The organism is Limimaricola variabilis (genome assembly GCF_034371605.1).
GTDB classification, from domain to species: Bacteria; Pseudomonadota; Alphaproteobacteria; order Rhodobacterales; family Rhodobacteraceae; genus Limimaricola; species Limimaricola variabilis.
Genome location: NZ_CP139691.1, coordinates 2,712,910 through 2,733,452 on the forward strand (window position 1 = coordinate 2,712,910; position 20,543 = coordinate 2,733,452).

Consider the following 20,543-nt stretch of genomic DNA (forward strand, 5'->3'; position numbering starts at 1 on the left):
TTACTCGGCGGTGAGCAGGGGCGGGCGATTGCCCGAAAGCCGCTTGGCCCCCGGCTCCTCGAAGGCGAGCTCGATCTTGTCGTCCTTCACGCCGACCCGGACGATGCCGCCCTTGGTCAGCTTGCCGAACAGCAGCTCCTCGGCGAGCGGCTTCTTGATGTGCTCCTGGATCACCCGGCCCAGCGGGCGGGCACCCATCTTCTCGTCGTAGCCCTTCTCGGCCAGCCACTCCCCGGCCTCACGGGTCAGCTCGATATGGACGTTGCGGTCCATCAGCTGCGCCTCGAGTTGAAGCACGAACTTCTCGACCACGGAGATGATCGTCTCCGGCGCCAGCGGCGCGAAGGAGATCACCGCGTCGAGACGGTTGCGGAACTCCGGCGTGAAGGTCCGCTCGATCGCGGCCGTGTCCTCGCCCTCGCGACGCGCCCGTCCGAAACCGATTGCCTCCTTGGCCTGCTCGGCGGCGCCCGCGTTCGAGGTCATGATCAGGATCACGTTCCGGAAATCCACCTTGCGACCGTTATGGTCGGTCAGCGTGCCGTGATCCATCACCTGCAGCAGGATGTTGAACACGTCCGGATGCGCCTTCTCGATCTCGTCGAGGAGCAACACGCAATGCGGGTGCTGGTCGACACCGTCGGTCAGAAGACCGCCCTGGTCGAAGCCGACATAGCCCGGAGGCGCGCCGATCAGGCGGCTGACCGCGTGCTTCTCCATATATTCCGACATGTCGAAGCGCAGCATCTCCACGCCCAAGGTAGAGGCGAGCTGCTTGGCCACCTCGGTCTTGCCGACGCCGGTGGGGCCGGCGAAGAGGTAGTTGCCGATCGGCTTCTCGGGTTCGCGCAGGCCGGCGCGGGCCAGCTTGATCGCCGAGGAGAGCGCGGTGATCGCGTTGTCCTGCCCGAACACCACGCGCTTGAGCGTCGGTTCGAGATCCTTGAGCACCTCGGCGTCGTCCTTGGAGACGTTCTTGGGCGGGATGCGGGCGATCTTGGCGATCACCGCCTCGATCTCCTTGGCGCCGATGGTCTTGCGCCGCTTGCTCTCGGCCACGAGATGCTGGGCCGCCCCGGCCTCGTCGATCACGTCGATCGCCTTGTCGGGCAGCTTGCGGTCGTTGATGTAGCGCGCCGACAGCTCCACCGCGGTCTTGATCGCGTCGTGGGTGTACTTGATCTGGTGATGATCCTCGAAATAGGGCTTGAGCCCCTTAAGGATCTTCACCGCGTCCTCGACCGAGGGCTCGTTGACGTCGATCTTCTGGAAGCGCCGCGACAGCGCGCGGTCCTTCTCGAAGTGCTGGCGGAACTCCTTGTAGGTGGTCGAGCCCATGCAGCGCAGCTTGCCGCCCTGCAGCGCGGGCTTCAGCAGGTTGGACGCGTCCATCGCGCCGCCGGAGGTGGCGCCCGCGCCGATCACGGTGTGGATCTCGTCGATGAAGAGCACCGCGTCGGGATGGTTTTCCATCTCGGTCATCACCGCCTTCAGCCGCTCCTCGAAATCACCGCGGTAGCGGGTACCGGCGAGCAGCGCGCCCATGTCGAGGCTGAAGATCGTGGCCTCGGAGAGCACCTCGGGCACCGCGCCCTCGACGATCTTCCAGGCGAGGCCTTCGGCGATGGCGGTCTTGCCGACGCCGGGATCGCCCACCAGGAGCGGGTTGTTCTTGCGGCGGCGGCAGAGCACCTGGATGCAGCGCTCGACCTCGTGCTCGCGGCCGATCAGCGGGTCGACGTCGCCCTTGCGGGACTTGGCGTTGAGGTCGACGCAGTACTTCGCCAGTGCCGAATCCTTCTCCTCGCTCGACGCGCCGCCGGCGGCGGAGCCGGTTTCCTCGTCCTTCTCGGCGGCGCCGGTCACCGGGCGGCTCTCGCCGAAGGCCGGGTCCTTGGCCTGGCCATGGGCGATGAAGTTGACCGCGTCGTAGCGGGTCATGTCCTGCTCCTGCAGGAAGTAGGCGGCGTTGGATTCGCGCTCGGCGAAGATCGCGACGAGCACGTTGGCGCCGGTCACCTCGGTGCGGCCCGAAGACTGCACATGGATCGCGGCGCGCTGGATCACGCGCTGGAAGGCGGCGGTGGGGACGGCCTCGGAGCCGTCCACGTCGGTGACGAGGGTGGAGAGATCATCCTCGATGAAATCCTCGAGCGACTTTCGCAGCTCGTCCAGATCGACGGCGCAGGCCCGCATCACACGGGCGGCGTCGGGTTCCTCGATCAGGGCCAGCAGGAGGTGCTCGAGGGTCGCGAGTTCGTGGCGGCGGGCATTGGCCAGAGCCAGCGCCGCATGGATGGACTGCTCGAGAGTGGTCGAAAAAGACGGCACGGCGATGTGCTCCTCTGATCGGGGGTCCGGGCGGAGATAGCCCCGCCCTGACCGTGGCCTCTGTAGTTAAAGATCGGGTTTATCGGCGGCGCTTCAAGTTAAAACTCGCAAAAACCCGGCGCCGGAGGGTGCGACGTCACGCGGCTGTGTTCTTTGCATGCCAAAGCCTCCCCTTCCGTTGCAGCCCTGCCGCGGATTGTCTCAGAAGCGATCCTTTCTGCGTCTGATTTCGGCGAACACTTCCGCTGGACTGTGCCCTTCGAGCCCGGCGGCGCGTTGCAGCTCGGGCATGTCGGCGCGCAGGAACGGGTTGGTGGCGCGTTCGTCGGACAGGCGTGAGGGCACGGTCGGGCGGCCCTCGGCACGGGCGCGGTCGATTTCGGCGGCGCGGTCGCGCAGCGCCGCGTTGTCCGGCTCCACCGTCAGCGCGAAGCGGGCGTTGCTCTGGGTGTATTCGTGACCCGAGCAGATCAGCGTCGGCCCCGGCAGGTCACGCAGCCGGCGCAGCGAATCCCACATCTGTTCGGGCGTACCCTCGAACAGCCGGCCGCAGCCGAGCGCCATCAGGCTGTCGGCGGTGAACGCCATGCGACTTTGTGGGAAATGAAAGGCGACATGGCCGATCGTGTGGCCGGGCACGTCGATCACCTCCACCGGCTCGTCGAGCACCTGCAGCGTCTCGCCCGGCCGGGCTGCGTGGTCGAGCGGCGGCAGGCGCTGCGCGTCGGGGGCCGCGCCGATCACCCGCGCGCCCTCGCGCAGCTCGGCCAGCCCGGCGACATGATCGTCGTGGTGGTGGGTGATCAGGATGTCCGAGAGGTGCCAGCCATGCCGGTCGAGCGCGGCCTGGATCGGCGCCGCCTCTGGCGCATCGACCAGCGCGGTCTTTCCGCTGGCTGGGTCGTGCAGCAGGTAGGCGTAGTTGTCGGAGAGGCACGGAACGGTGAGAAGTTCGAGAGGCATGGCGGCACCTGCGTTTTGGTTGCTATGGTGACCCGGCGCCCGGACCGGCCTTGGCCACCGGCCCGCCAATTCTGGACCAGGGGACATCGGCCCGCAATGCATCTGGACGTGCTCGACCTGCGCAACTTCTATTATCGCAGCGCGCTGGGCCGCGCCGCGCAGAAGGTCATTCGCGACCAGCTCGTCGAATGGTGGCCGGTGGCGCATGTGCAGGGACAGACCGTGGCGGGATACGGTTTCGCCGTGCCCTTGCTGCGGCCCTACCTGCCGGATGCGCGGCGGGTGATCGGGCTGATGCCGGGGCCGCAGGGCGTGATGCCCTGGCCGGCCGGCCAGCCCAACGTCTCGGTGCTGTGCGAGGAGACGCTCTGGCCGCTCAGGACCGGTCAGGTTGACCGACTGGTGCTGATGCACGGGCTCGAAACCTCCGAGCATGCGAGCGCGCTGCTCGACGAATGCTGGCGGGCGCTGGGGCCGGGGGGCAAGGCGGTCTTCGTGGTGCCGAACCGCGCCGGGCTGTGGTCGCGCTCGGACGCGACGCCCTTCGGCTATGGCCGTCCCTATTCACTGGGACAGCTCGAGGCGCAGCTCCGGCGGCACGGCTTCGTGGTCGAGCGCTCGATCTCGGCGCTCTACCGTCCGCCCAGCCTGCGCCGCGGCTGGCGCCGCTCGGCGGCGTTCCTGGAGCGGGCGGGGCGGCACATGCCGGTGCTCAACACCGGCGGCGTCCTGATGGTCGAGGCCGCCAAGCAGATGGCGGCGCCGACCCGGCCGGGCCTGACCTCCGCGGTCAAGCGGCCGTTGCGGGTGCTCGAGGGGATCGGCGCGCCGGTACCGGAGCCGTCGCGCCGGCACTAGCGGCAAGACATTCGCCGCAGGGGCAAAACGTCGCACCCGCCAAAGGCTTGTGACACGGGTGCAGATGCCCGTCACGGGCAGGCTCAAGGCGGTTGCGACACCCGGATCGCTCTGCTACATCGCCCCTGATTTTGACGGCCTTCGCCCGCGCGAGGGCCTTGCAAGCTGCCCGACCGTTGCCGCTCTCGCCGGCCGCGGGATCGCCGGGCCCAAGACTGCGGAAGGGTGGACGTGTCCGAACCAGCATCGATCTCAACCGGCATCGCGCAACGCTATGCCACGGCCGTGTTCGACCTGGCGCGGGAGGGCGACGACCTCGCCGCCCTGACGTCGGATGTCGACGCGCTGCGGGCCGCGCTGGCCGAGAGCGCGGAGTTCCGCGACCTGATCTCCTCGCCGATCTATTCGCGCGAAGACCAGGGCCGGGCCATCGCCGCGATCGCCGCGAAGATGGGGCTGACCCAGACCACCACTAACGTGCTGGGGCTGATGGCCTCCAAGCGCCGGCTCTTCGTGCTGCCGCAGATGCTGCGCGCGCTCGACGAGAAGCTCGCGGAGGCGCGCGGCGAGATCACCGCCGACGTCACCACCGCCAAGGCGCTTTCCGACAAGCAGAAGACCGCGCTGGCCGCCGCTCTCAAGGAGAGCGCGGGCCGCGAGGTGAAGATCAATCAGATCGTGGATGAAAGCCTCATCGGCGGTCTCGTCGTCAAGCTGGGCTCGAAGAGGATCGATACCTCGATCCGTTCGAAGCTCCAGGCACTCCAGAACACCATGAAAGAGGTCGGATAATGGCGATCCAAGCTGCGGAAATCTCCGCGATCCTGAAGGACCAGATCAAGAGTTTCGGCCAGGAGGCCGAGGTCGCCGAGGTTGGTCGCGTGCTCTCCGTCGGTGACGGCATCGCCCGCGTCCACGGCCTCGACAACGTCCAGGCCGGCGAGATGGTCGAGTTTCCGGGCGGCATCCAAGGTATGGCGCTGAACCTCGAGACCGACAACGTCGGCTGCGTGATCTTCGGCTCGGACCGCGACATCAAGGAAGGTGACGTCGTCAAGCGCACCAACTCGATCGTGGACGTCCCCGCCGGCATGGGCCTTCTCGGCCGCGTCGTGGACGGCCTCGGCAACCCGCTCGACGGCAAGGGCCCGATCGAGGCTTCCGAGCGTCGCGTCGCCGACGTCAAGGCGCCCGGCATCATCCCCCGTAAGTCGGTGCACGAGCCGATGGCGACCGGCCTCAAGTCGGTCGACGCGATGATCCCGATCGGCCGTGGCCAGCGGGAGCTGATCATCGGCGACCGTCAGACCGGCAAGACCGCCGTCGCTCTCGACACCGTGCTGAACCAGAAGAGCTACAACGAAGCCGCCGGCGACGACGAGAGCAAGAAGCTCTACTGCGTCTACGTCGCGATCGGCCAGAAGCGCTCGACCGTGGCGCAGCTGGTGAAGAAGCTCGAGGAGACCGGCGCGATCGAGTACTCGATCGTCGTCGCCGCCACCGCCTCCGACCCGGCCCCGATGCAGTTCCTGGCGCCCTACGCCGCGACCGCGATGGCTGAGTATTTCCGCGACAACGGCAAGCACGCGCTGATCATCTATGATGACCTGTCCAAGCAGGCCGTGTCGTATCGTCAGATGTCGCTGCTGCTGCGCCGCCCGCCGGGCCGCGAAGCCTACCCGGGCGACGTGTTCTACCTCCACTCGCGCCTGCTGGAGCGTTCGGCCAAGCTCAACGACGAGCTGGGCGCCGGTTCGCTCACCGCGCTGCCGATCATCGAGACCCAGGGCGGCGACGTGTCGGCCTTCATTCCGACCAACGTGATCTCGATCACCGACGGTCAGATCTTCCTCGAGACCGAGCTGTTCTACCAGGGCATCCGCCCGGCGGTGAACACCGGCCTGTCGGTGTCGCGCGTGGGCTCCTCGGCCCAGACCAACGCGATGAAGTCGGTCGCCGGTCCGGTGAAGCTCGAGCTCGCGCAGTACCGCGAGATGGCCGCCTTCGCGCAGTTCGGCTCCGACCTCGACGCCTCGACCCAGCAGCTGCTGAACCGTGGTGCCCGTCTGACCGAGCTGATGAAGCAGCCGCAGTACTCGCCGCTGACCAACGCCGAGATCGTCTGCGTGATCTTCGCCGGCACCCAGGGCTATCTCGACAAGATCGCCGTCAAGGACGTCGGTCGCTTCGAGCAGGGCCTGCTCAAGCATCTGCGCACCAACGAGCGCGAGCTGCTGGACTGGATCACCACCGAGGACCCGAAGATCAAGGGCGATGCGGAGGCCCGCATCCGCAAGGCGCTCGACGCCTTCGCCAAGGACTTCGCCTGAAACCAGCCACGGAACTAGGGAGGCTGGCCGATGCCTAGTCTGAAGGACCTCAAGAACCGGATCGCGTCGGTCAAATCGACCCGCAAGATCACGAAGGCGATGCAGATGGTCGCGGCGGCAAAGCTCCGCCGTGCCCAGGATGCCGCCGAAGCGGCGCGCCCCTATGCCGAGCGGTTCAACGCCGTGATGGCGGGGCTCGCCTCCTCCGTGGGCGGCTCTGATGGCGCGCCCAAGCTCCTTGCCGGCACCGGCAAGGAGGACGTGCACATGCTCGTCGTGATGACCGCCGAGCGCGGCCTGTGCGGCGGCTTCAACGGCTCGATCGTCCGCAAGGCGCGGATCCGGGCCAGCGAGCTGCTGGCGCAGGGCAAGACGGTGAAGATCCTCACCGTCGGCAAGAAGGGCCGCGAGATGCTGCGCCGCGACTACGGCAAGTATTTCGTGGGCCATATCGACCTCACCGACGTCAAGCGCGTGGGCTATGCCAACGCGCAGGACATCGCCCGCGACGTGCTCGGCCGCTTCGATGCGGACGAGTTCGACGTGGCGACGATCTACTATGCCCGGTTCCAGAACGTGATCACCCAGATCCCGACCGAGCAGCAGATCATCCCGGCCCATTTCGAGGGTGGGGAAGAGGCCGACACGGCGCTTTACGATTACGAGCCCGGCGAGGAGGAGATCCTCGCGGATCTGCTGCCGCGCGGCGTGGCGACGCAGATCTTCGCGGCGCTGCTCGAGAACGCGGCCTCCGAACAGGGCGCCCGGATGAGCGCGATGGACAACGCGACCCGCAACGCGGGCGAGATGATCGACAAGCTGACGATCGAGTACAACCGCTCGCGTCAGGCGGTCATCACCAACGAGCTGATCGAAATCATTTCGGGCGCTGAGGCGCTCTAAAGAGAACCGGAGTACAACACATGGCAGCAGCACAAGGCAAAGTGACCCAGGTCATCGGCGCCGTCGTGGACGTGCAGTTCGGGGATCACCTGCCGGAGATCCTCAACGCCCTGACCACCGAAAACAACGGCAAGAAGCTGGTTCTCGAAGTGGCCCAGCACCTCGGCGAGAACACCGTTCGCACCATCGCGATGGATGCGACCGAGGGCCTCGTCCGCGGCGCCGCCGTCACCGACACCGGCAAGCCGATCTCGGTGCCCGTCGGCAACGCGACGCTGGGGCGCATCCTCAACGTCATCGGCGAGCCGATCGACGAGAAGGGCCCGGTCGATGCGACCGAGACCCGTCCGATCCACGCCGACGCGCCGAGCTTCGCCGAGCAGTCGACCAGCTCGGAGATCCTCGTTACCGGCATCAAGGTGATCGACCTGCTCGCCCCCTACGCCAAGGGCGGCAAGATCGGCCTGTTCGGCGGCGCCGGGGTGGGCAAGACCGTTCTCATCATGGAGCTGATCAACAACATCGCGAAGGTGCACTCGGGTTACTCCGTGTTCGCCGGCGTGGGCGAGCGGACCCGTGAGGGCAACGACCTCTACCACGAGATGATCGAATCCAACGTCATCAAGCCGGACGCTCTCGGTGAGAGCCAGGTGGCCCTGGTTTACGGCCAAATGAACGAGCCTCCGGGAGCCCGTGCCCGCGTCGCGCTGACCGGCCTGACGCTGGCCGAGCAGTTCCGCGACCAGTCCGGCACCGACGTGCTGTTCTTCGTCGACAACATCTTCCGCTTCACCCAGGCGGGCTCCGAGGTGTCGGCGCTTCTGGGCCGTATCCCGTCCGCCGTGGGCTACCAGCCGACGCTGGCGACCGACATGGGCGCCCTGCAGGAGCGGATCACCTCGACCAAGAACGGCTCGATCACCTCCGTGCAGGCGATCTACGTGCCGGCCGACGACCTGACCGACCCGGCGCCGGCGACCTCGTTCGCGCACCTCGACGCGACCACGGTTCTCAACCGCGCGATCTCCGAGCTCGGCATCTACCCGGCCGTGGACCCGCTCGACTCGACCTCGCGCCTGATGGACCCTGCGGTCGTGGGCGAAGAGCACTACCAGGTGGCGCGCGACGTGCAGGGCATCCTGCAGCGCTACAAGTCGCTGCAGGACATCATCGCCATCCTCGGCATGGACGAGCTGTCGGAAGAGGACAAGCTGACCGTGGCCCGCGCCCGGAAGATCCAGCGCTTCCTGTCGCAGCCCTTCGACGTGGCGAAGGTGTTCACCGGCTCCGACGGTGTTCAGGTGCCGCTCGAGGAGACCATCGCCTCGTTCAAGGCGGTCGTCGCGGGCGAGTACGACCACCTGCCGGAATCGGCCTTCTACATGGTCGGCGGCATCGACGAGGTGAAGGCCAAGGCCGAGAAAATGGCCGCCGCCGCGGCCTGATAGGAGGGCTTCATGGCCGAGACGCTGCAATTCGATCTGGTCAGCCCCGAACGGAAGCTCGCTTCCGTTCAGGCGACCGAGATCCGCATTCCGGGCACCGATGGTGACCTGACGGCGATGGCGGGCCACACGCCCACCATCACCACCCTGCGCCCCGGCCTGCTGCAGGTCGTGCATCAGGGCGGCACCGACGACTACGTGGTCTCGGGCGGTTTCGCCGAGATCGGCCCCGACCAGGTCTCCGTTCTGGCCGAGCGTGCGCTGCCGCGCGGCGAGGTCACGCAGGAGGTCTATGAAGGGCTGATCGAGGAATTCGCCGCGGCGCATCGCGACGCGCGGGCGAAGTTCGAGAACGAGCCCGGCCCGGTGGACGACACGGCGAAGCTGCTGGCCGACATGGTCGCGGTCGGCACGCATATCGGGCTTGACCCGAAGCAGCCGAACTTCTGAACGCCGCGTACATCAAAGACGACAAGGCCCCGCTTCGGCGGGGCCTTTTCTTGTCCGGCCCGGGAGGACGGGCGTGAAGGGAGGAACAGGCATGCAGCGGATGCGCGGCAGCTTCGGCATCGCTCAGGGAGAGGTGATGCCGTTTTCGGATTTCGAGAATGACGGGCCGATGTGGACCGGGGAGGGGGCGCGGGAAGTGCGCCGCCGTGTGACGTTCGACACGCCCTTCATGGCGCCGCCGGTGGTGCATCTGGGGGTGACGATGTGGGATGTGTCGAACAGCGCGTCGCTGCGGCTCGACCTTTCGGCGGAGGCGATCGACGCGGCCGGGTTCGATCTGCGGGTCGGGACCTGGGCGGACAGCCGGATCGCCCGGCTGCGGGTGGCATGGATCGCCTTCGGTCCCTGCCGCGACGAGGAGATGTGGGAGGTCGACTGAGCCTGTCGGGCTCAGGCGAGGTAGTGGCGCGGGCCGTGGCCGAGCATGCCCCGGCTCAGCGGCAGGACCAGCGTCACGAAGAGCAGCGCGGAGACCGGGCCGGAGGCGATCCAGATGCCGAGACCGGCGAGCAGCGATACGCTGCCGAAGCCGACCAGCAGAACCGCGGTGACGAAGCCGAGAAGGCTGCCTGCCATGATGAAGATCGTGCCCATATCCGTTCTCCTGCGATACTCCCCGACTGTCGCAAGCAAATCCGGCCGGAGTGTGGCTGCTTCAAGGCGCGGCGGTACACCCTTGGATTGCGTAGCATCCTACGGCGAGGGCAGGCTGGCAAGCATGTGATCGGCATGCATGCGCGGAAAATTTCGGCGGGAAGCGGTCCCGTTTTCGGATGTTTCGCGACTGATCCGGCAAGGGCATGAGTTGCCGGCCGAATTCCGGATTTCTCAGGATTCGTGAACAAACCCGCGTCGCGGTATCGGGGCGGCGGATAATGGCCGGGGCGGGGCAGTGCAGGCCACTTGATGGTGTCGTCTGCACCCGGGCGCGTTCGAATTGCCCCGTCGGGTAGGGGAGGGGCCGCCGCGATTCGGCGGCCCCGAAGGGTTCAGCGCGTGAACTTCTTGAACTTGACCCGCTTGGGCTCCAGCGCGTCCGCCCCGAGACGGCGCTTCTTGTCTTCCTCGTAATCCTCGAAGTTGCCCTGGAACCACTCGACATGTGCCTCGCCTTCGAAGGCGAGGATGTGGGTGCAGATCCGGTCGAGGAAGAAGCGGTCGTGGGAGATCACGACGGCGCAGCCGGCAAAGTCCACCAGCGCATCCTCGAGCGCGCGGAGCGTCTCGACGTCGAGGTCGTTGGTCGGTTCGTCGAGCAGCAGCACGTTGCCGCCATCCTTCAAGAGCCGCGCCATGTGCACGCGGTTGCGCTCACCGCCCGAAAGCAGGCTCACCTTCTTCTGCTGGTCGCCGCCCTTGAAGTTGAAGGCGCCGCAATAGGCGCGGGAGTTGATCGAGGCGTCGCCCAGTTCGATCACCTCGGCGCCGCCCGAGATCGCCTCCCAGACGGTGGCGTTCGGGTCGAGGTCGTCGCGGCTCTGGTCGACATAGGACAGCTTGACCGTGTCGCCGAATTCGATCTTGCCGTCGTCGGGCTGCTCCTGGCCGGTCAGCATCTTGAACAGGGTCGACTTGCCGGCGCCGTTCGGGCCGATCACGCCGACGATGCCGCCCGGCGGCAGGGTGAAGTCGAGATTCTCGATCAGGAGCTTGTCGCCCATCGCTTTCTTGAGTCCCTCGACCTCGATCACCTTGCCGCCGAGACGCGGGCCGTTGGGGATGACGATCTGGGCCTTGCCGACGCGCTCGCGCTCGGACTGGCTCGCCAGTTCCTCATAGGCCGCGATCCGGGCCTTGGACTTGGCCTGACGGGCCTTCTGGCCCTGCCGCATCCACTCGAGCTCGCGCTGCAGCGTGTTCTGCTTGGACTTGTCCTCGCGGGCTTCCTGCTCGAGCCGCTTGGCCTTCTGCTCCAGCCAGGAGGAGTAGTTGCCCTCGTAAGGGATGCCCCGGCCGCGGTCGAGCTCGAGGATCCAGCCGGTGATGTCGTCGAGGAAGTAGCGGTCGTGGGTGACGACGAGGATGGTGCCCTTGTACTCGATCAGGTGGTTCTGGAGCCAGGCGATGGTCTCGGCGTCGAGGTGGTTGGTCGGCTCGTCGAGCAGCAGCATGTCGGGCGCTTCGAGCAGCAGCTTGCACAGCGCCACGCGGCGCTTCTCGCCGCCCGAAAGGGTCTTCACGTCGGCATCGTCGGGGGGGCAGCGCAGCGCCTCCATGGCGACGTCGATCTGCGCGTCGAGATCCCACAGGTTCTGGGCGTCGATGTCGTCCTGCAGCTTGGCCATCTCCTCGGCGGTCTCGTCCGAGTAGTTCATGGCAAGTTCGTTGTAGCGGTCGAGCACGGCCTTCTTGGCGGCGACGCCCTCCATCACGTTCTCGCGGACGTTCTTGGTCTCGTCGAGCTGCGGCTCCTGCGGCAGGTAGCCGACCTTGGCGCCCTCGGCGGCCCAGGCCTCGCCCTGGAAGTCCTTGTCGATGCCGGCCATGATCTTGAGCAGGGTGGACTTACCGGCGCCGTTGACGCCGACCACGCCGATCTTCACGCCGGGCAGGAAGTTCAGCCGAATGTTCTCGAAGGTCTTCTTGCCGCCGGGATAGGTCTTGGAGACGCCGTCCATGTGATAGACGTATTGATAGCTGGCCATCGGGAACTCCTGTCTGCGATCGGCCCCCCTCATACGCCCGAGGACGCTGCGTAGCAATCGCGCCCGCGCGGAACCGGCGCGCGCGGCTCACGTTGGGCGGCATCGCGCAGCGTCGCGCGGCTGGAGGTGGGACGGCGATGGCTGAACAGAGGGTGAAGGCCGAGGCCGCGAGCGAGGAAGAGCCGCCCGTTGATCCGCAACTGGACCTCGCCGAACGGCGGCTCCGGGAGTTGCGGATGATCCGCCGGCTGATGCTCGGCTCGTTTCTGCTGGCCCTGTTCACCGCCACCTATTTCGCGCGCGACGTTCTGCTGCCGATCGTGCTGGCGATCCTGCTGACGCTGACGCTGCGGCCGGTGGTGCGCGGCATGCAGCGGATCGGAATCACGCCGGGGATCAGCGCGGTTCTGGTGATGCTGGCGATCGGGCTCGGGTTCGGCGTTGCGGGCTATTTCCTCTCCGGCCCGATCGGCGACATGGCGGCGCGGGCACCGCAGATCGGCACGGAGGTGCAGCAGAAGCTCGCCGGGCTGATGGACCGGCTCGCCTCGATCCAGGAGGTGGGTCAGCAGGTGACCGAGATGACCGACGCCGCCGGCGCCACGGGCGAAGGCGAGAAGGTCGAGGTGGTGGTCGACCAATCCGGCCCGATCCCGGCCGCGGTGGGCAGCGTTGCCTCGATCACCTCGTCGCTGGTGGCGGCGATGATCCTGACGCTGTTCCTGCTGGCCTCGGGGGATTTCTACCATCGCCGCATCGTCGAGGCCTCGCCCAAGCTGCACGACAAGAAGCGCGCGCTGACCATCGTGCGCGACGTCGAGAAGCAGATCTCGCGCTATCTCGGCGCGATCACCATGATCAACGCGGGTCTGGGCCTGGCGATCGGCATCGCGCTTTGGATCATCGGCCTGCCGATGCCGCATGTCTGGGGCACGCTGGCCTTCCTGCTGAACTTCATGCCCTTCATCGGCGCGATCATCGGCACGGTCTCGGTCGGGGCCTTCGCGCTGGTCTCGTTCGACTCCGTGCCCTACGCGCTGCTGGCGCCGCTGGCCTATTTCACCCTGACCACCATCGAGGGCAACTTCGTTACGCCGATGCTGGTGGGCCGCAGGCTCGAGCTCAACATCGTGTCAGTCTTCGTCACAGTGGCGTTCTGGATCTGGCTGTGGGGCGTGCCGGGCGCGGTGCTGGCGGTGCCGTTCCTCGTGGTGGTCAAGGCGATCTGCGACCACGTCCCCTCGCTCAAGGCCTTCGGCAGTTTCCTTTCCGGCGATCCGGCGATGAAGACCGAGGATCAGGCGGAGAATGGCGGCCGGTCCGAGAAGCGCGCCGCGCGGCCGGTCTGAATGGGGGCGGTTTGACAGTACCGGGAACCCCGTCCTAGGTTTCGGCGCGACGCCGGGGCCGTGGCCGGGCCCGGCCTAAGGGAGATTCACGACATGACCTATACCCCCGCCGCCGACCGCTACGAGCGGATGGCCTATCGTCGCTGCGGCCGCTCGGGCCTGAAGCTGCCCGCCGTCAGCCTGGGCCTGTGGCACAATTTCGGTGACGACACGCCGCACCAGACCAAGCGCGATATCTGCCAGACGGCCTTTGACCACGGCATCACGCATTTCGACCTCGCCAACAATTACGGTCCCGAGCCGGGCGCGGCCGAGACCGCCTTCGGCGAGATCTTGAGGACCGATTTCGCGGGCTACCGCGACGAGCTGATCATCTCCTCCAAGGCCGGCTACCACATGTGGGACGGCCCCTATGGCGAATGGGGCAGCCGCAAGTACCTGATCGCGTCCTGCGACCAGTCGCTCAAGCGGATGGGTCTCGACTATGTCGACATCTTCTATTCCCACCGCTTCGATCCCGAGACCCCGCTCGAGGAGACGATGGGCGCGCTCGATCACATCGTGCGTTCGGGCCGGGCGCTTTATGCCGGGATCAGCAGCTACAACTCCGAGCGCACCCGCGAGGCGGCGGCGATCCTCAAGGATCTCGGCACGCCCTGCGTGATCCACCAGCCGAGCTACAACATGCTCAACCGCTGGGTCGAGCGCGACGGGCTGAAGGACACGCTGACCGAACTCGGCATCGGCTCCATCGCCTTCACGCCGCTGGCGCAGGGCATGCTGACCAGGAAGTATCTCGGCGGCATTCCCGAGGACAGCCGCGCCGCGCAGGACAAGTCGCTCTTTCCCTCGATGCTGAGCAAGAAGGCCATCGGCAACATCCGCAAGCTCAACGAAATCGCGGAGCGGCGCGGCCAGACGCTGGCGCAGATGGCGATCGCTTGGGTGCTGCGCGATGGCGGCATCACCACCGCGCTGATCGGCGCCTCCAAGCCCAGCCAAGTCGTGGACTGCGCCGGCGCGGTGGCCAATCTCGACTTTACCGCCGAGGAGCTGGCCGAGATCGACCGCTATGCCGACGAGGAGCAGATCAATCTCTGGGCAGCCTCGGCTGAACTCGGAAACTGATCGCGGACAACGGGGGGCGGCGCCACGAAGGCGCCGCCTTTGCGCCCCGCTGGCGGCGTGGTCGCGGGGCAGGGTGCGGGGACCGTGACCTATCCGGAGCCCCGCCATGGACGACCTGCCCCTGATCCTCGTCGCGCCGCTGATGGCGGCAATGATCTGGACCGACCTGCGCCACATGCGCATTCCCAACCTGCTGGTCGGCGCGGTGGCGCTGGTGGGGCTGGGCTGCGCGCTGGCCGGGCTGATGCCCGATCTCGGCATGCGGTTGATGGCCGGGGTGGCGGTGTTCGCCGTCGGGCTGGCGCTCTTCGCGCTGCGGGTGATGGGTGGCGGCGACGTTAAGATGCTCGCCGTGCTGGTGCCGCTGGTGCCACCGGCGGCGCTGCCATCCTTTGCGCTGCTGCTGTCGATGACCATGCTGGCGGGCGTGCTGATGCTGAGCGGGCTGCGCCGCGTGGCGGGCGGGCCCGAATCGTCCTGGGCCGGCCTGCGGGCGCAGGGGCGCTATCCGCTCGGCCTGTCGATCGCCGCGGCGGCGATGATCCTGCCCATGGGGATCTGACCCCCGGCTTTTCCTCCCCGGCGATCTGCGGCAGGAAGGGCGCGACCCTTGCTGCGGAGGCCCCATGCCCGATCCGAACCCCCAGGCGCTCGACTTCCTGCTCAACCGCCGCTCTCGCCCCGCCAAGACGCTGCGCGCGCCGGCTCCCGACCGCGACGCGCTGCGCCCGCTCCTCACCGCCGCGCTGCGGGTGCCCGATCATGGCAAGCTGGAGCCGTGGCGGCTGATCGTTCTGGAGAAGCCCGCGCTGGAGCGGCTCGCGGCGCTGGTCCCGGCCCGGGCGGAAGCGCTCGGCATCGCGGAGGACAAGCGCGAGAAGGCGGTGGCGCAGTTCCGCGACGCCGATCTCGTGGTGGCCGTGATCTCGGCGCCGAAGCCGAGCGACAAGGTCCCCGCGATCGAGCAGACCTATTCCGCGGCCTGCGTCTGCCTGTCGCTGCTCAACGCTGCCCTCGCTGCCGGCTGGGGCGCGAACTGGCTCTCGGGCTGGGCCAGCCATGACGAGGCCTTCTGCCGCGAGGGGCTCGGCCTGCGCGACGGCGAAAGCGTCGCCGGTCTGATTCATATCGGCACCGAGACGGTGCCCGCGCCCGAGCGTCCCCGCCCGGATGTCGAGGCGCTGACGGAGTGGCGCACGGCATGATCCTGACCGACGTCCTGCGCGCGCTTGCGCAGTTCACCGACAGGCGGTTTCGCGGTGTGCTCTGGCTCGGTGTCGGGCTGTCGGTGCTGCTGCTTGTGGCGCTCTATGCCGGGCTGCTGGCGCTGGTCGGCCTGTTCGCGCCCGACACGGTGTCATTGCCGCTGATCGGCGAGGTGGCCTGGATCGACGACGCGCTGGGCTGGGGCTCGCTGCTGCTGATGCTGGGGCTGTCGGTCTTCCTGATGCTGCCAGTGGCCTCGATGATGAGCGGCTTCTTCCTTGAAAGCGTGGCCGAGGCGGTGGAGGCGCGGCATTACCCCGGCCTGCCGCCGGCGCGGCCGGTGCCGCTCGCCGACCAGATCCGCGATACGGTGGCCTTTCTGGCGGTGCTGGTGCTGGTCAACGTCGCGGCCTTCGCCGCGAGCCTCGCCTTTCCGCCGGCGGCGCCGTTCCTGTTCTACGGCGTCAATGGCTGGCTGTTGGGCCGGGAATACTTCCAGGTCGCGGCGATGCGGCGCGAGGGGCGGGCGGGGGCGCGCGCGATGCGCAAGCGCCATCCGCTCCGGATCTGGGGGGCGGGCTGCCTGATGGCGGTGCCGCTGACGGTGCCGGTGGTCAACCTTCTGGTGCCGGTGCTGGGCGCGGCCACCTTTACCCATCTCTATCATCGCCTCTCGGGGCGAAAGGTCACTCGGCGGCGGTGACCGGGGCCGGGCTGAGCGGTGCCATGCGGCCGAACACGTCGATGTCGCGCACCGTCACGCCGCCCCACAGGATGAAGGCCGAGAGCGCCGCCCAGATCGGCACCGCCCACATTGTGGTGATTTTCACCTTGCGCCCCAGCCGGAAGTCGGCGGGCGCCGAGGCATGGGTGCCGGGCAGCGTCTCGCCCGCGTCGCCCTGGGTGACGAGCCTGAGCGGCAGCACGACGAAGAACACCATGAACCAGGTCACGGCAAAGAGCACGAAGGCGGCGGTGATGGTCATGGCGTCTCCTCAGACCTGTTCGATCTCGATCAGGCAGCCGTCGAAATCCTTGGGATGCAGGAACAGCACCGGCGTGCCATGCGCGCCGGTCTTGGGCGTGCCGTCGCCCAGAACCCGCGCGCCCGTGGCCACGAGCCGGTCGCGCGCGGCGAGGATGTCCTCCACCTCGTAGCAGACGTGATGCATGCCGCCCGCGGGGGACTTCTCGAGGAAACCGGCGATCGGCGAGCCGGGGCCGAGCGGCTCCATCAGCTCGATCTTGGTGTTGGGCAGCGTGACGAAGATCACCCGCACCCCATGCTCGGGCAGCTCGATCGGCGCGCCGACATCGGCGCCGAGCCCCTCGGCATAGCGCGCGGCGGCGGCCTTGAGGTCGGGGACGGCGATGGCGACGTGGTTCAGGCGACCGATCATCGTGGCGCTCCTTGCTGGTTCGTTGCGATATGGCGGCTCGGGCGTTGCGGCGCAACCGCGCGGATCGTCGCGGCTTAACACCGGATTCACCCCGTGGCGCGAGACTGCTTGCATCGGGCCGTGTCGGTCCCTTGCCCGCAGGAGGCCATATGCCGATCACCATGTCCTTTCCCGCCGCCCCCGCGCCGAGCGCGGATCGCCCGTTGCTCGGCCTGACCGTGCTGCTCGTCGAGGACAGCCGCTTCGCCTGCGAGGCGGTCCGGCTGATGTGCCTGCGCTCGGGCGCGCGGATCCGCCGGGCCGACAACCTGCACAATGCGCGGCGCCACCTGAAGGTCTATCGCCCCGACGTGGTGATCGCAGATCTTGGCCTGCCTGACGGCTCTGGGATCGAGCTGATCGTCGAGCTGGCGCAGGCCAGCCCTCGTATCGACCTGCTGCTGGCCACCTCCGCCGATCCGGACGGTGCCGCCCCGGCGAAAGAGGCGGGGGCCGACGGCTTCATCGCCAAGCCGATCCTCCGGCTCGGTGCGTTCCAGCAGGCGCTGCTGGCGCATCTGCCGCCCGAGCGCCGGCCCGGCGGGCCGCGCTGCCTGCCGGAGGAGGAGGTCGCCCCAGACCCGGTGGCGCTGCGCGACGATCTTGCGCTGGCGGCGCAGCTGCTGCGCAGCGGCTGGCGCAGCGCCGGCGACATCGCCTATGTCGCGCAGTTCCTGGGCGGGGTGGCGCGCAGTGCCGGCGACGAGGGGCTGCGCAACGCGGCCGAGGCGCTGGATGCGGCGCGCGGCACCGGCAGCCCGGAGCCGGCGCTCGCCCGCCTCGCCGCGCTCATCGACGACCGGCTCGCGGTGCCGGCCCCCATTTGAGGTCAGAGCAGCAGGCCGGGATCGGCGCCGAGGTCGAGGCCGGGAAAGACCGCCTCCTCGATGACCGACCGGTCGAGGCCGAACAGCCCCCGCATCGCCCAGCCCGCATGGGCGCGCAGGTCGCGGGTCGGCATCAGGTCGCGCCGGTCGTAGAGATCGGCCTCGGCCAGCCCCGGCCAGTCGCCCAGCACCCGGCCGCCGCGCAGGGCGCCACCTGCAAAGAGCATGGCGCCGCCGGTGCCGTGATCCGTGCCACCGGTGCCGTTCTCGGCGGCGGTCCGGCCGAATTCGGTCACGCAGAGCACCGCCGTCCGCTCCCATGCCGGACCCAGCCCCGCCTCCAGCGTCAGGAGCGTGTCGACCAACCGCACCAGCGCCCGCTCGAACGGTGCCTGCTGCCGGTCATGCGTGTCCCAGCCATTGATCGAAAAGCTGGCGATCCGGCTCTCGCCCGCCAGCCGCGAGGCGGCGAATTCGGCGAGCCGCACGTGATCGCCCCTGAGCGGCGCGCCGTCCGGTCCGGGCAGGACGGGCCCGCTGCGGGCATCCTCGGCCGCCAGATCGTCGACGATCTCCATCGCCTGGCCCAGCGCGGACCGAAACAGCGGGTCGTCATGCGCCATGCCTTCGAGCAGGCGCCGGCCCTGCGGGCTCAGCCGCAGCCGGGTATCCGGCGCCCAGCGCTGGGCGGCGGCCCGGCCGGAGAGGATCAGCATCTCCTCGCGGCCGATGGCGTAAGCGGTCTCCGCGGCCATCCCCGGCACCGTCTGCAGCAGCCGGTTGAGCCAGCCCTCGCGCCCGTCGAGACCGGCGGTTCCCGCCTCGAGCAGGTCCTGTCCGTCGACATGGCTGCGCCGGTCGCGATAGGGAGTCGAGACGGCATGCACCGCGCCGAATTCGCCCCGGCGCCACATCGGTGCCAGCCGGTCGAAGGCCGGATGCAACGCGAAGTACCCGGCGTCGATCGCCCCGGCCCGAGGGGTGGCCGCAAGCGTCGGGCGCAGCCCCGCCAGCGCGGGATCGCCGGCCGGTCGCACCGCGTCGAGGCCGTCCATCGCGCCGCGCAGCACGATCACAACGAGCCGGTTCTCCCAAGGCGCGCTGGCAAAGGCCATCGGCATCAGCAGCGGGCTCGCCGCCGCCGAGCAGCCCAGCGCCAGACCGCTGCGCAGAAGGGAACGCCTGTCGATGCGGGTCATGGCGTCATCTCCTCTGGAATGCGGGACTGGCCAGCACGAGGCCGATCGCCTCCGCCCGGCTTTCCGCGGCGCGCGCGGCGAAGGCCACCGGCTCGGGCATGGCGGTGCCCACCGCCACCCGCGCGAAGGCACGTGGATCGGGCAACTCGGGGAGCAGTGCGGCCGGGGCACGCATCGCCCAGTCGATCCGCTCCGCCAGGTTGGGCGGGGTGATCCAGGCCTCCGCCGCCTCGGGCCAGCCCTCCGGTCCGGGCGGATGCTCCCAACGCTGGCCCATCCGCGCCAGCGGGATCTGGAGCAGGCGCCGGGTCTCGCCGGTTTCGGGGCGCATGACCGTCTCGGGCGGCACGCCGAGCGCCCGCAGCGCCGACTGCACGTAGTCGAAAGGCGGCTTGACCTTGCGGGGAGGTACCTCCCAGGCGGTAGGATGCTCGAGCAGGGCGGTGGTGACGGCCAGAAGGTCGCCGTCGCTGTCGCGCCAGACGGCTTCGAGCGCGTCGACCAGCGCCGGGTCCGGGTCTTCGGAGACGAAATGCACCGCGATCTTGCGCGCCAGGTGGCCCGCGGTGGCAGGATGGCGCGCCAGCATGCGCAGCGCCTCGCGGATCGTGTCGAAACCCGCCCGGTTCGGGAAGGTGACGCCGAGCACGGTCTCGGAGCCGGGCTCGGCCCGCTCCGGCCGATACTCCATGCCGCGCTGATCGTTGTAGCCGAGACCGGTGAGAAGCTCTGCCAGCTCGCGCACATCCATCTGGTCGTAGGGGCCGTCCGCGCCGATCGTGTGCAGCTCGAGCAGCTCGCGGGCGAGGTTCTCGTTGAGCCCGCCGCCACGCCGGCCAGCGGCGCTGTTCGGCCCGACCGAGCGGGACTGGTCGAGATAGGCCAGCATCACCGGATGGGTGACGACCGCGACCAGCATCTCTTCAAAGCGCCCGGCGACATGCGGGCGGATCGCTTCCTCCACATAGGCGGTGAGGAGGTGGCGGTCGCGCATGGTCCGGCTGCCGACGGTGAAATGGTCGGCCCAGAACCGCGTCAGCCGCTCCTGCAGACCCCCCTCGGGGGCGATTACGCCACGCGCCAGCGTGCTGGTGAAATTATGCCAGGCGGCGGCCCGGGCGGCGGCGCGCAGCTTGTCGAAGGCGGTCCGCGCGGCCGCCTCCTGGGGGGTGCCGCGAGCCTTGCGCCAATCGCGCGCCACGACGTTCCATTCGGCAAGGCTGGGACGGATCTCGCCATAGGGGGCGATCGGCAGGCGGCGCGCGGTCTCGTCGCGTCCACGCAGCGGCCGCAGCATCGCCGCGACGCTGTCGGGCGGCGGGAGTTGCGGCGACAGGCCGGTACCGAAACGGGTGGCGGCACGGAGCGAATCGAAGGTCACAGGCGGATCCTCCTCGGGGCCTTGCTGCA

21 protein-coding genes are annotated in these 20,543 nt (G+C 68.5%); 13 read left to right on the forward strand and 8 right to left on the reverse strand.

The annotated features are described in order from the left end of the window. Together clpA and gloB are read right to left on the reverse strand one after the other, a co-directional pair. Positions 1 to 2,331, reverse strand: coding sequence for an ATP-dependent Clp protease ATP-binding subunit ClpA (clpA, locus tag T8T21_RS13575; RefSeq protein WP_322335966.1), 2,331 nt, complete (start codon positions 2,329 to 2,331; stop codon positions 1 to 3). A 201-nt stretch (positions 2,332 to 2,532) separates the two neighbouring features. Next, complete coding sequence (gene gloB / locus T8T21_RS13580) at positions 2,533 to 3,294, reverse strand: hydroxyacylglutathione hydrolase (protein ID WP_322335967.1); 762 nt, start codon at positions 3,292 to 3,294, stop codon at positions 2,533 to 2,535. 96 nt (positions 3,295 to 3,390) lie between these two features. Between gloB and T8T21_RS13585 the strand changes: the two genes are divergently transcribed. From T8T21_RS13585 to T8T21_RS13615, 7 genes are all read left to right on the forward strand, one after another. Next, positions 3,391 to 4,152: a methyltransferase domain-containing protein gene (locus T8T21_RS13585; RefSeq protein WP_183472567.1), complete on the forward strand. Its 762-nt coding sequence runs from the start codon at positions 3,391 to 3,393 to the stop codon at positions 4,150 to 4,152. A 225-nt stretch (positions 4,153 to 4,377) separates the two neighbouring features. Beyond that, positions 4,378 to 4,944, forward strand: coding sequence for a F0F1 ATP synthase subunit delta (locus tag T8T21_RS13590; RefSeq protein WP_322335968.1), 567 nt, complete (start codon positions 4,378 to 4,380; stop codon positions 4,942 to 4,944). Continuing rightward, positions 4,944 to 6,482, forward strand: coding sequence for a F0F1 ATP synthase subunit alpha (gene atpA / locus T8T21_RS13595; protein ID WP_322335969.1), 1,539 nt, complete (start codon positions 4,944 to 4,946; stop codon positions 6,480 to 6,482). The genes T8T21_RS13590 and atpA overlap by 1 nt, the downstream gene beginning before the upstream one ends. 30 nt (positions 6,483 to 6,512) lie before the next feature. Then, complete coding sequence (locus tag T8T21_RS13600; RefSeq protein ID WP_183472558.1) at positions 6,513 to 7,385, forward strand: F0F1 ATP synthase subunit gamma; 873 nt, start codon at positions 6,513 to 6,515, stop codon at positions 7,383 to 7,385. Positions 7,386 to 7,405: 20 nt separating this feature from the next. Then, a complete protein-coding gene (atpD, locus tag T8T21_RS13605; RefSeq protein WP_085896141.1) occupies positions 7,406 to 8,830 on the forward strand; it encodes a F0F1 ATP synthase subunit beta in 1,425 nt (474 codons plus the stop codon). 12 nt (positions 8,831 to 8,842) lie between these two features. Continuing rightward, on the forward strand, positions 8,843 to 9,280 hold the full coding sequence (locus T8T21_RS13610) for a F0F1 ATP synthase subunit epsilon (protein WP_183472555.1): 438 nt from the start codon (positions 8,843 to 8,845) through the stop codon (positions 9,278 to 9,280). 91 nt (positions 9,281 to 9,371) lie between these two features. Continuing rightward, positions 9,372 to 9,719: an H-type lectin domain-containing protein gene (locus T8T21_RS13615; RefSeq protein ID WP_322335970.1), complete on the forward strand. Its 348-nt coding sequence runs from the start codon at positions 9,372 to 9,374 to the stop codon at positions 9,717 to 9,719. Between the two features lie 11 nt (positions 9,720 to 9,730). Here T8T21_RS13615 and T8T21_RS13620 read toward each other — a convergent pair whose 3' ends face one another. Beyond that, entirely contained in the window at positions 9,731 to 9,934 is a 204-nt protein-coding gene (locus tag T8T21_RS13620) for a hypothetical protein (protein ID WP_183472547.1), read from the reverse strand. 395 nt (positions 9,935 to 10,329) lie between these two features. After that, positions 10,330 to 11,985, reverse strand: a complete 1,656-nt coding sequence (gene ettA / locus T8T21_RS13625) for an energy-dependent translational throttle protein EttA (protein ID WP_183472545.1) — start codon at positions 11,983 to 11,985, stop codon at positions 10,330 to 10,332. 137 nt (positions 11,986 to 12,122) lie between these two features. Between ettA and T8T21_RS13630 the strand changes: the two genes are divergently transcribed. From T8T21_RS13630 to T8T21_RS13650, 5 genes are all read left to right on the forward strand, one after another. After that, positions 12,123 to 13,334: an AI-2E family transporter gene (locus T8T21_RS13630; protein ID WP_246391228.1), complete on the forward strand. Its 1,212-nt coding sequence runs from the start codon at positions 12,123 to 12,125 to the stop codon at positions 13,332 to 13,334. 93 nt (positions 13,335 to 13,427) lie between these two features. Then, entirely contained in the window at positions 13,428 to 14,462 is a 1,035-nt protein-coding gene (gene mgrA / locus T8T21_RS13635; protein WP_322335971.1) for an L-glyceraldehyde 3-phosphate reductase, read from the forward strand. Positions 14,463 to 14,568: 106 nt separating this feature from the next. Continuing rightward, entirely contained in the window at positions 14,569 to 15,024 is a 456-nt protein-coding gene (locus tag T8T21_RS13640; RefSeq protein ID WP_322335972.1) for an A24 family peptidase, read from the forward strand. Between the two features lie 64 nt (positions 15,025 to 15,088). Further along, positions 15,089 to 15,667: a nitroreductase family protein gene (locus T8T21_RS13645; protein ID WP_322335973.1), complete on the forward strand. Its 579-nt coding sequence runs from the start codon at positions 15,089 to 15,091 to the stop codon at positions 15,665 to 15,667. Beyond that, positions 15,664 to 16,371: an EI24 domain-containing protein gene (locus tag T8T21_RS13650; RefSeq protein WP_183472532.1), complete on the forward strand. Its 708-nt coding sequence runs from the start codon at positions 15,664 to 15,666 to the stop codon at positions 16,369 to 16,371. Before T8T21_RS13645 ends, T8T21_RS13650 begins: the two co-directional genes overlap by 4 nt. Here the strand turns inward: T8T21_RS13650 and T8T21_RS13655 are convergent. Both T8T21_RS13655 and mce read right to left on the reverse strand, forming a co-directional pair. Beyond that, entirely contained in the window at positions 16,355 to 16,654 is a 300-nt protein-coding gene (locus tag T8T21_RS13655; RefSeq protein ID WP_183472529.1) for a DUF1467 family protein, read from the reverse strand. The two genes, T8T21_RS13650 and T8T21_RS13655, sit on opposite strands and share 17 nt — an antisense overlap. 9 nt (positions 16,655 to 16,663) lie before the next feature. Next, on the reverse strand, positions 16,664 to 17,068 hold the full coding sequence (gene mce, locus T8T21_RS13660) for a methylmalonyl-CoA epimerase (RefSeq protein ID WP_322335974.1): 405 nt from the start codon (positions 17,066 to 17,068) through the stop codon (positions 16,664 to 16,666). A gap of 149 nt (positions 17,069 to 17,217) precedes the next feature. Here mce and T8T21_RS13665 point away from each other — a divergent pair, with 149 nt between their 5' ends. Continuing rightward, the gene (locus T8T21_RS13665) at positions 17,218 to 17,934 is read left to right on the forward strand and encodes a response regulator (RefSeq protein ID WP_322335975.1); all 717 of its coding nucleotides are present in this window, start codon (positions 17,218 to 17,220) and stop codon (positions 17,932 to 17,934) included. Positions 17,935 to 17,936: 2 nt separating this feature from the next. Here the strand turns inward: T8T21_RS13665 and T8T21_RS13670 are convergent, their stop codons facing one another. Then, positions 17,937 to 19,133: a DUF1501 domain-containing protein gene (locus T8T21_RS13670; protein WP_322335976.1), complete on the reverse strand. Its 1,197-nt coding sequence runs from the start codon at positions 19,131 to 19,133 to the stop codon at positions 17,937 to 17,939. 4 nt (positions 19,134 to 19,137) lie between these two features. Beyond that, on the reverse strand, positions 19,138 to 20,514 hold the full coding sequence (locus T8T21_RS13675; RefSeq protein ID WP_322335977.1) for a DUF1800 domain-containing protein: 1,377 nt from the start codon (positions 20,512 to 20,514) through the stop codon (positions 19,138 to 19,140). Between the last annotated feature and the right edge of the window lie 29 nt (positions 20,515 to 20,543).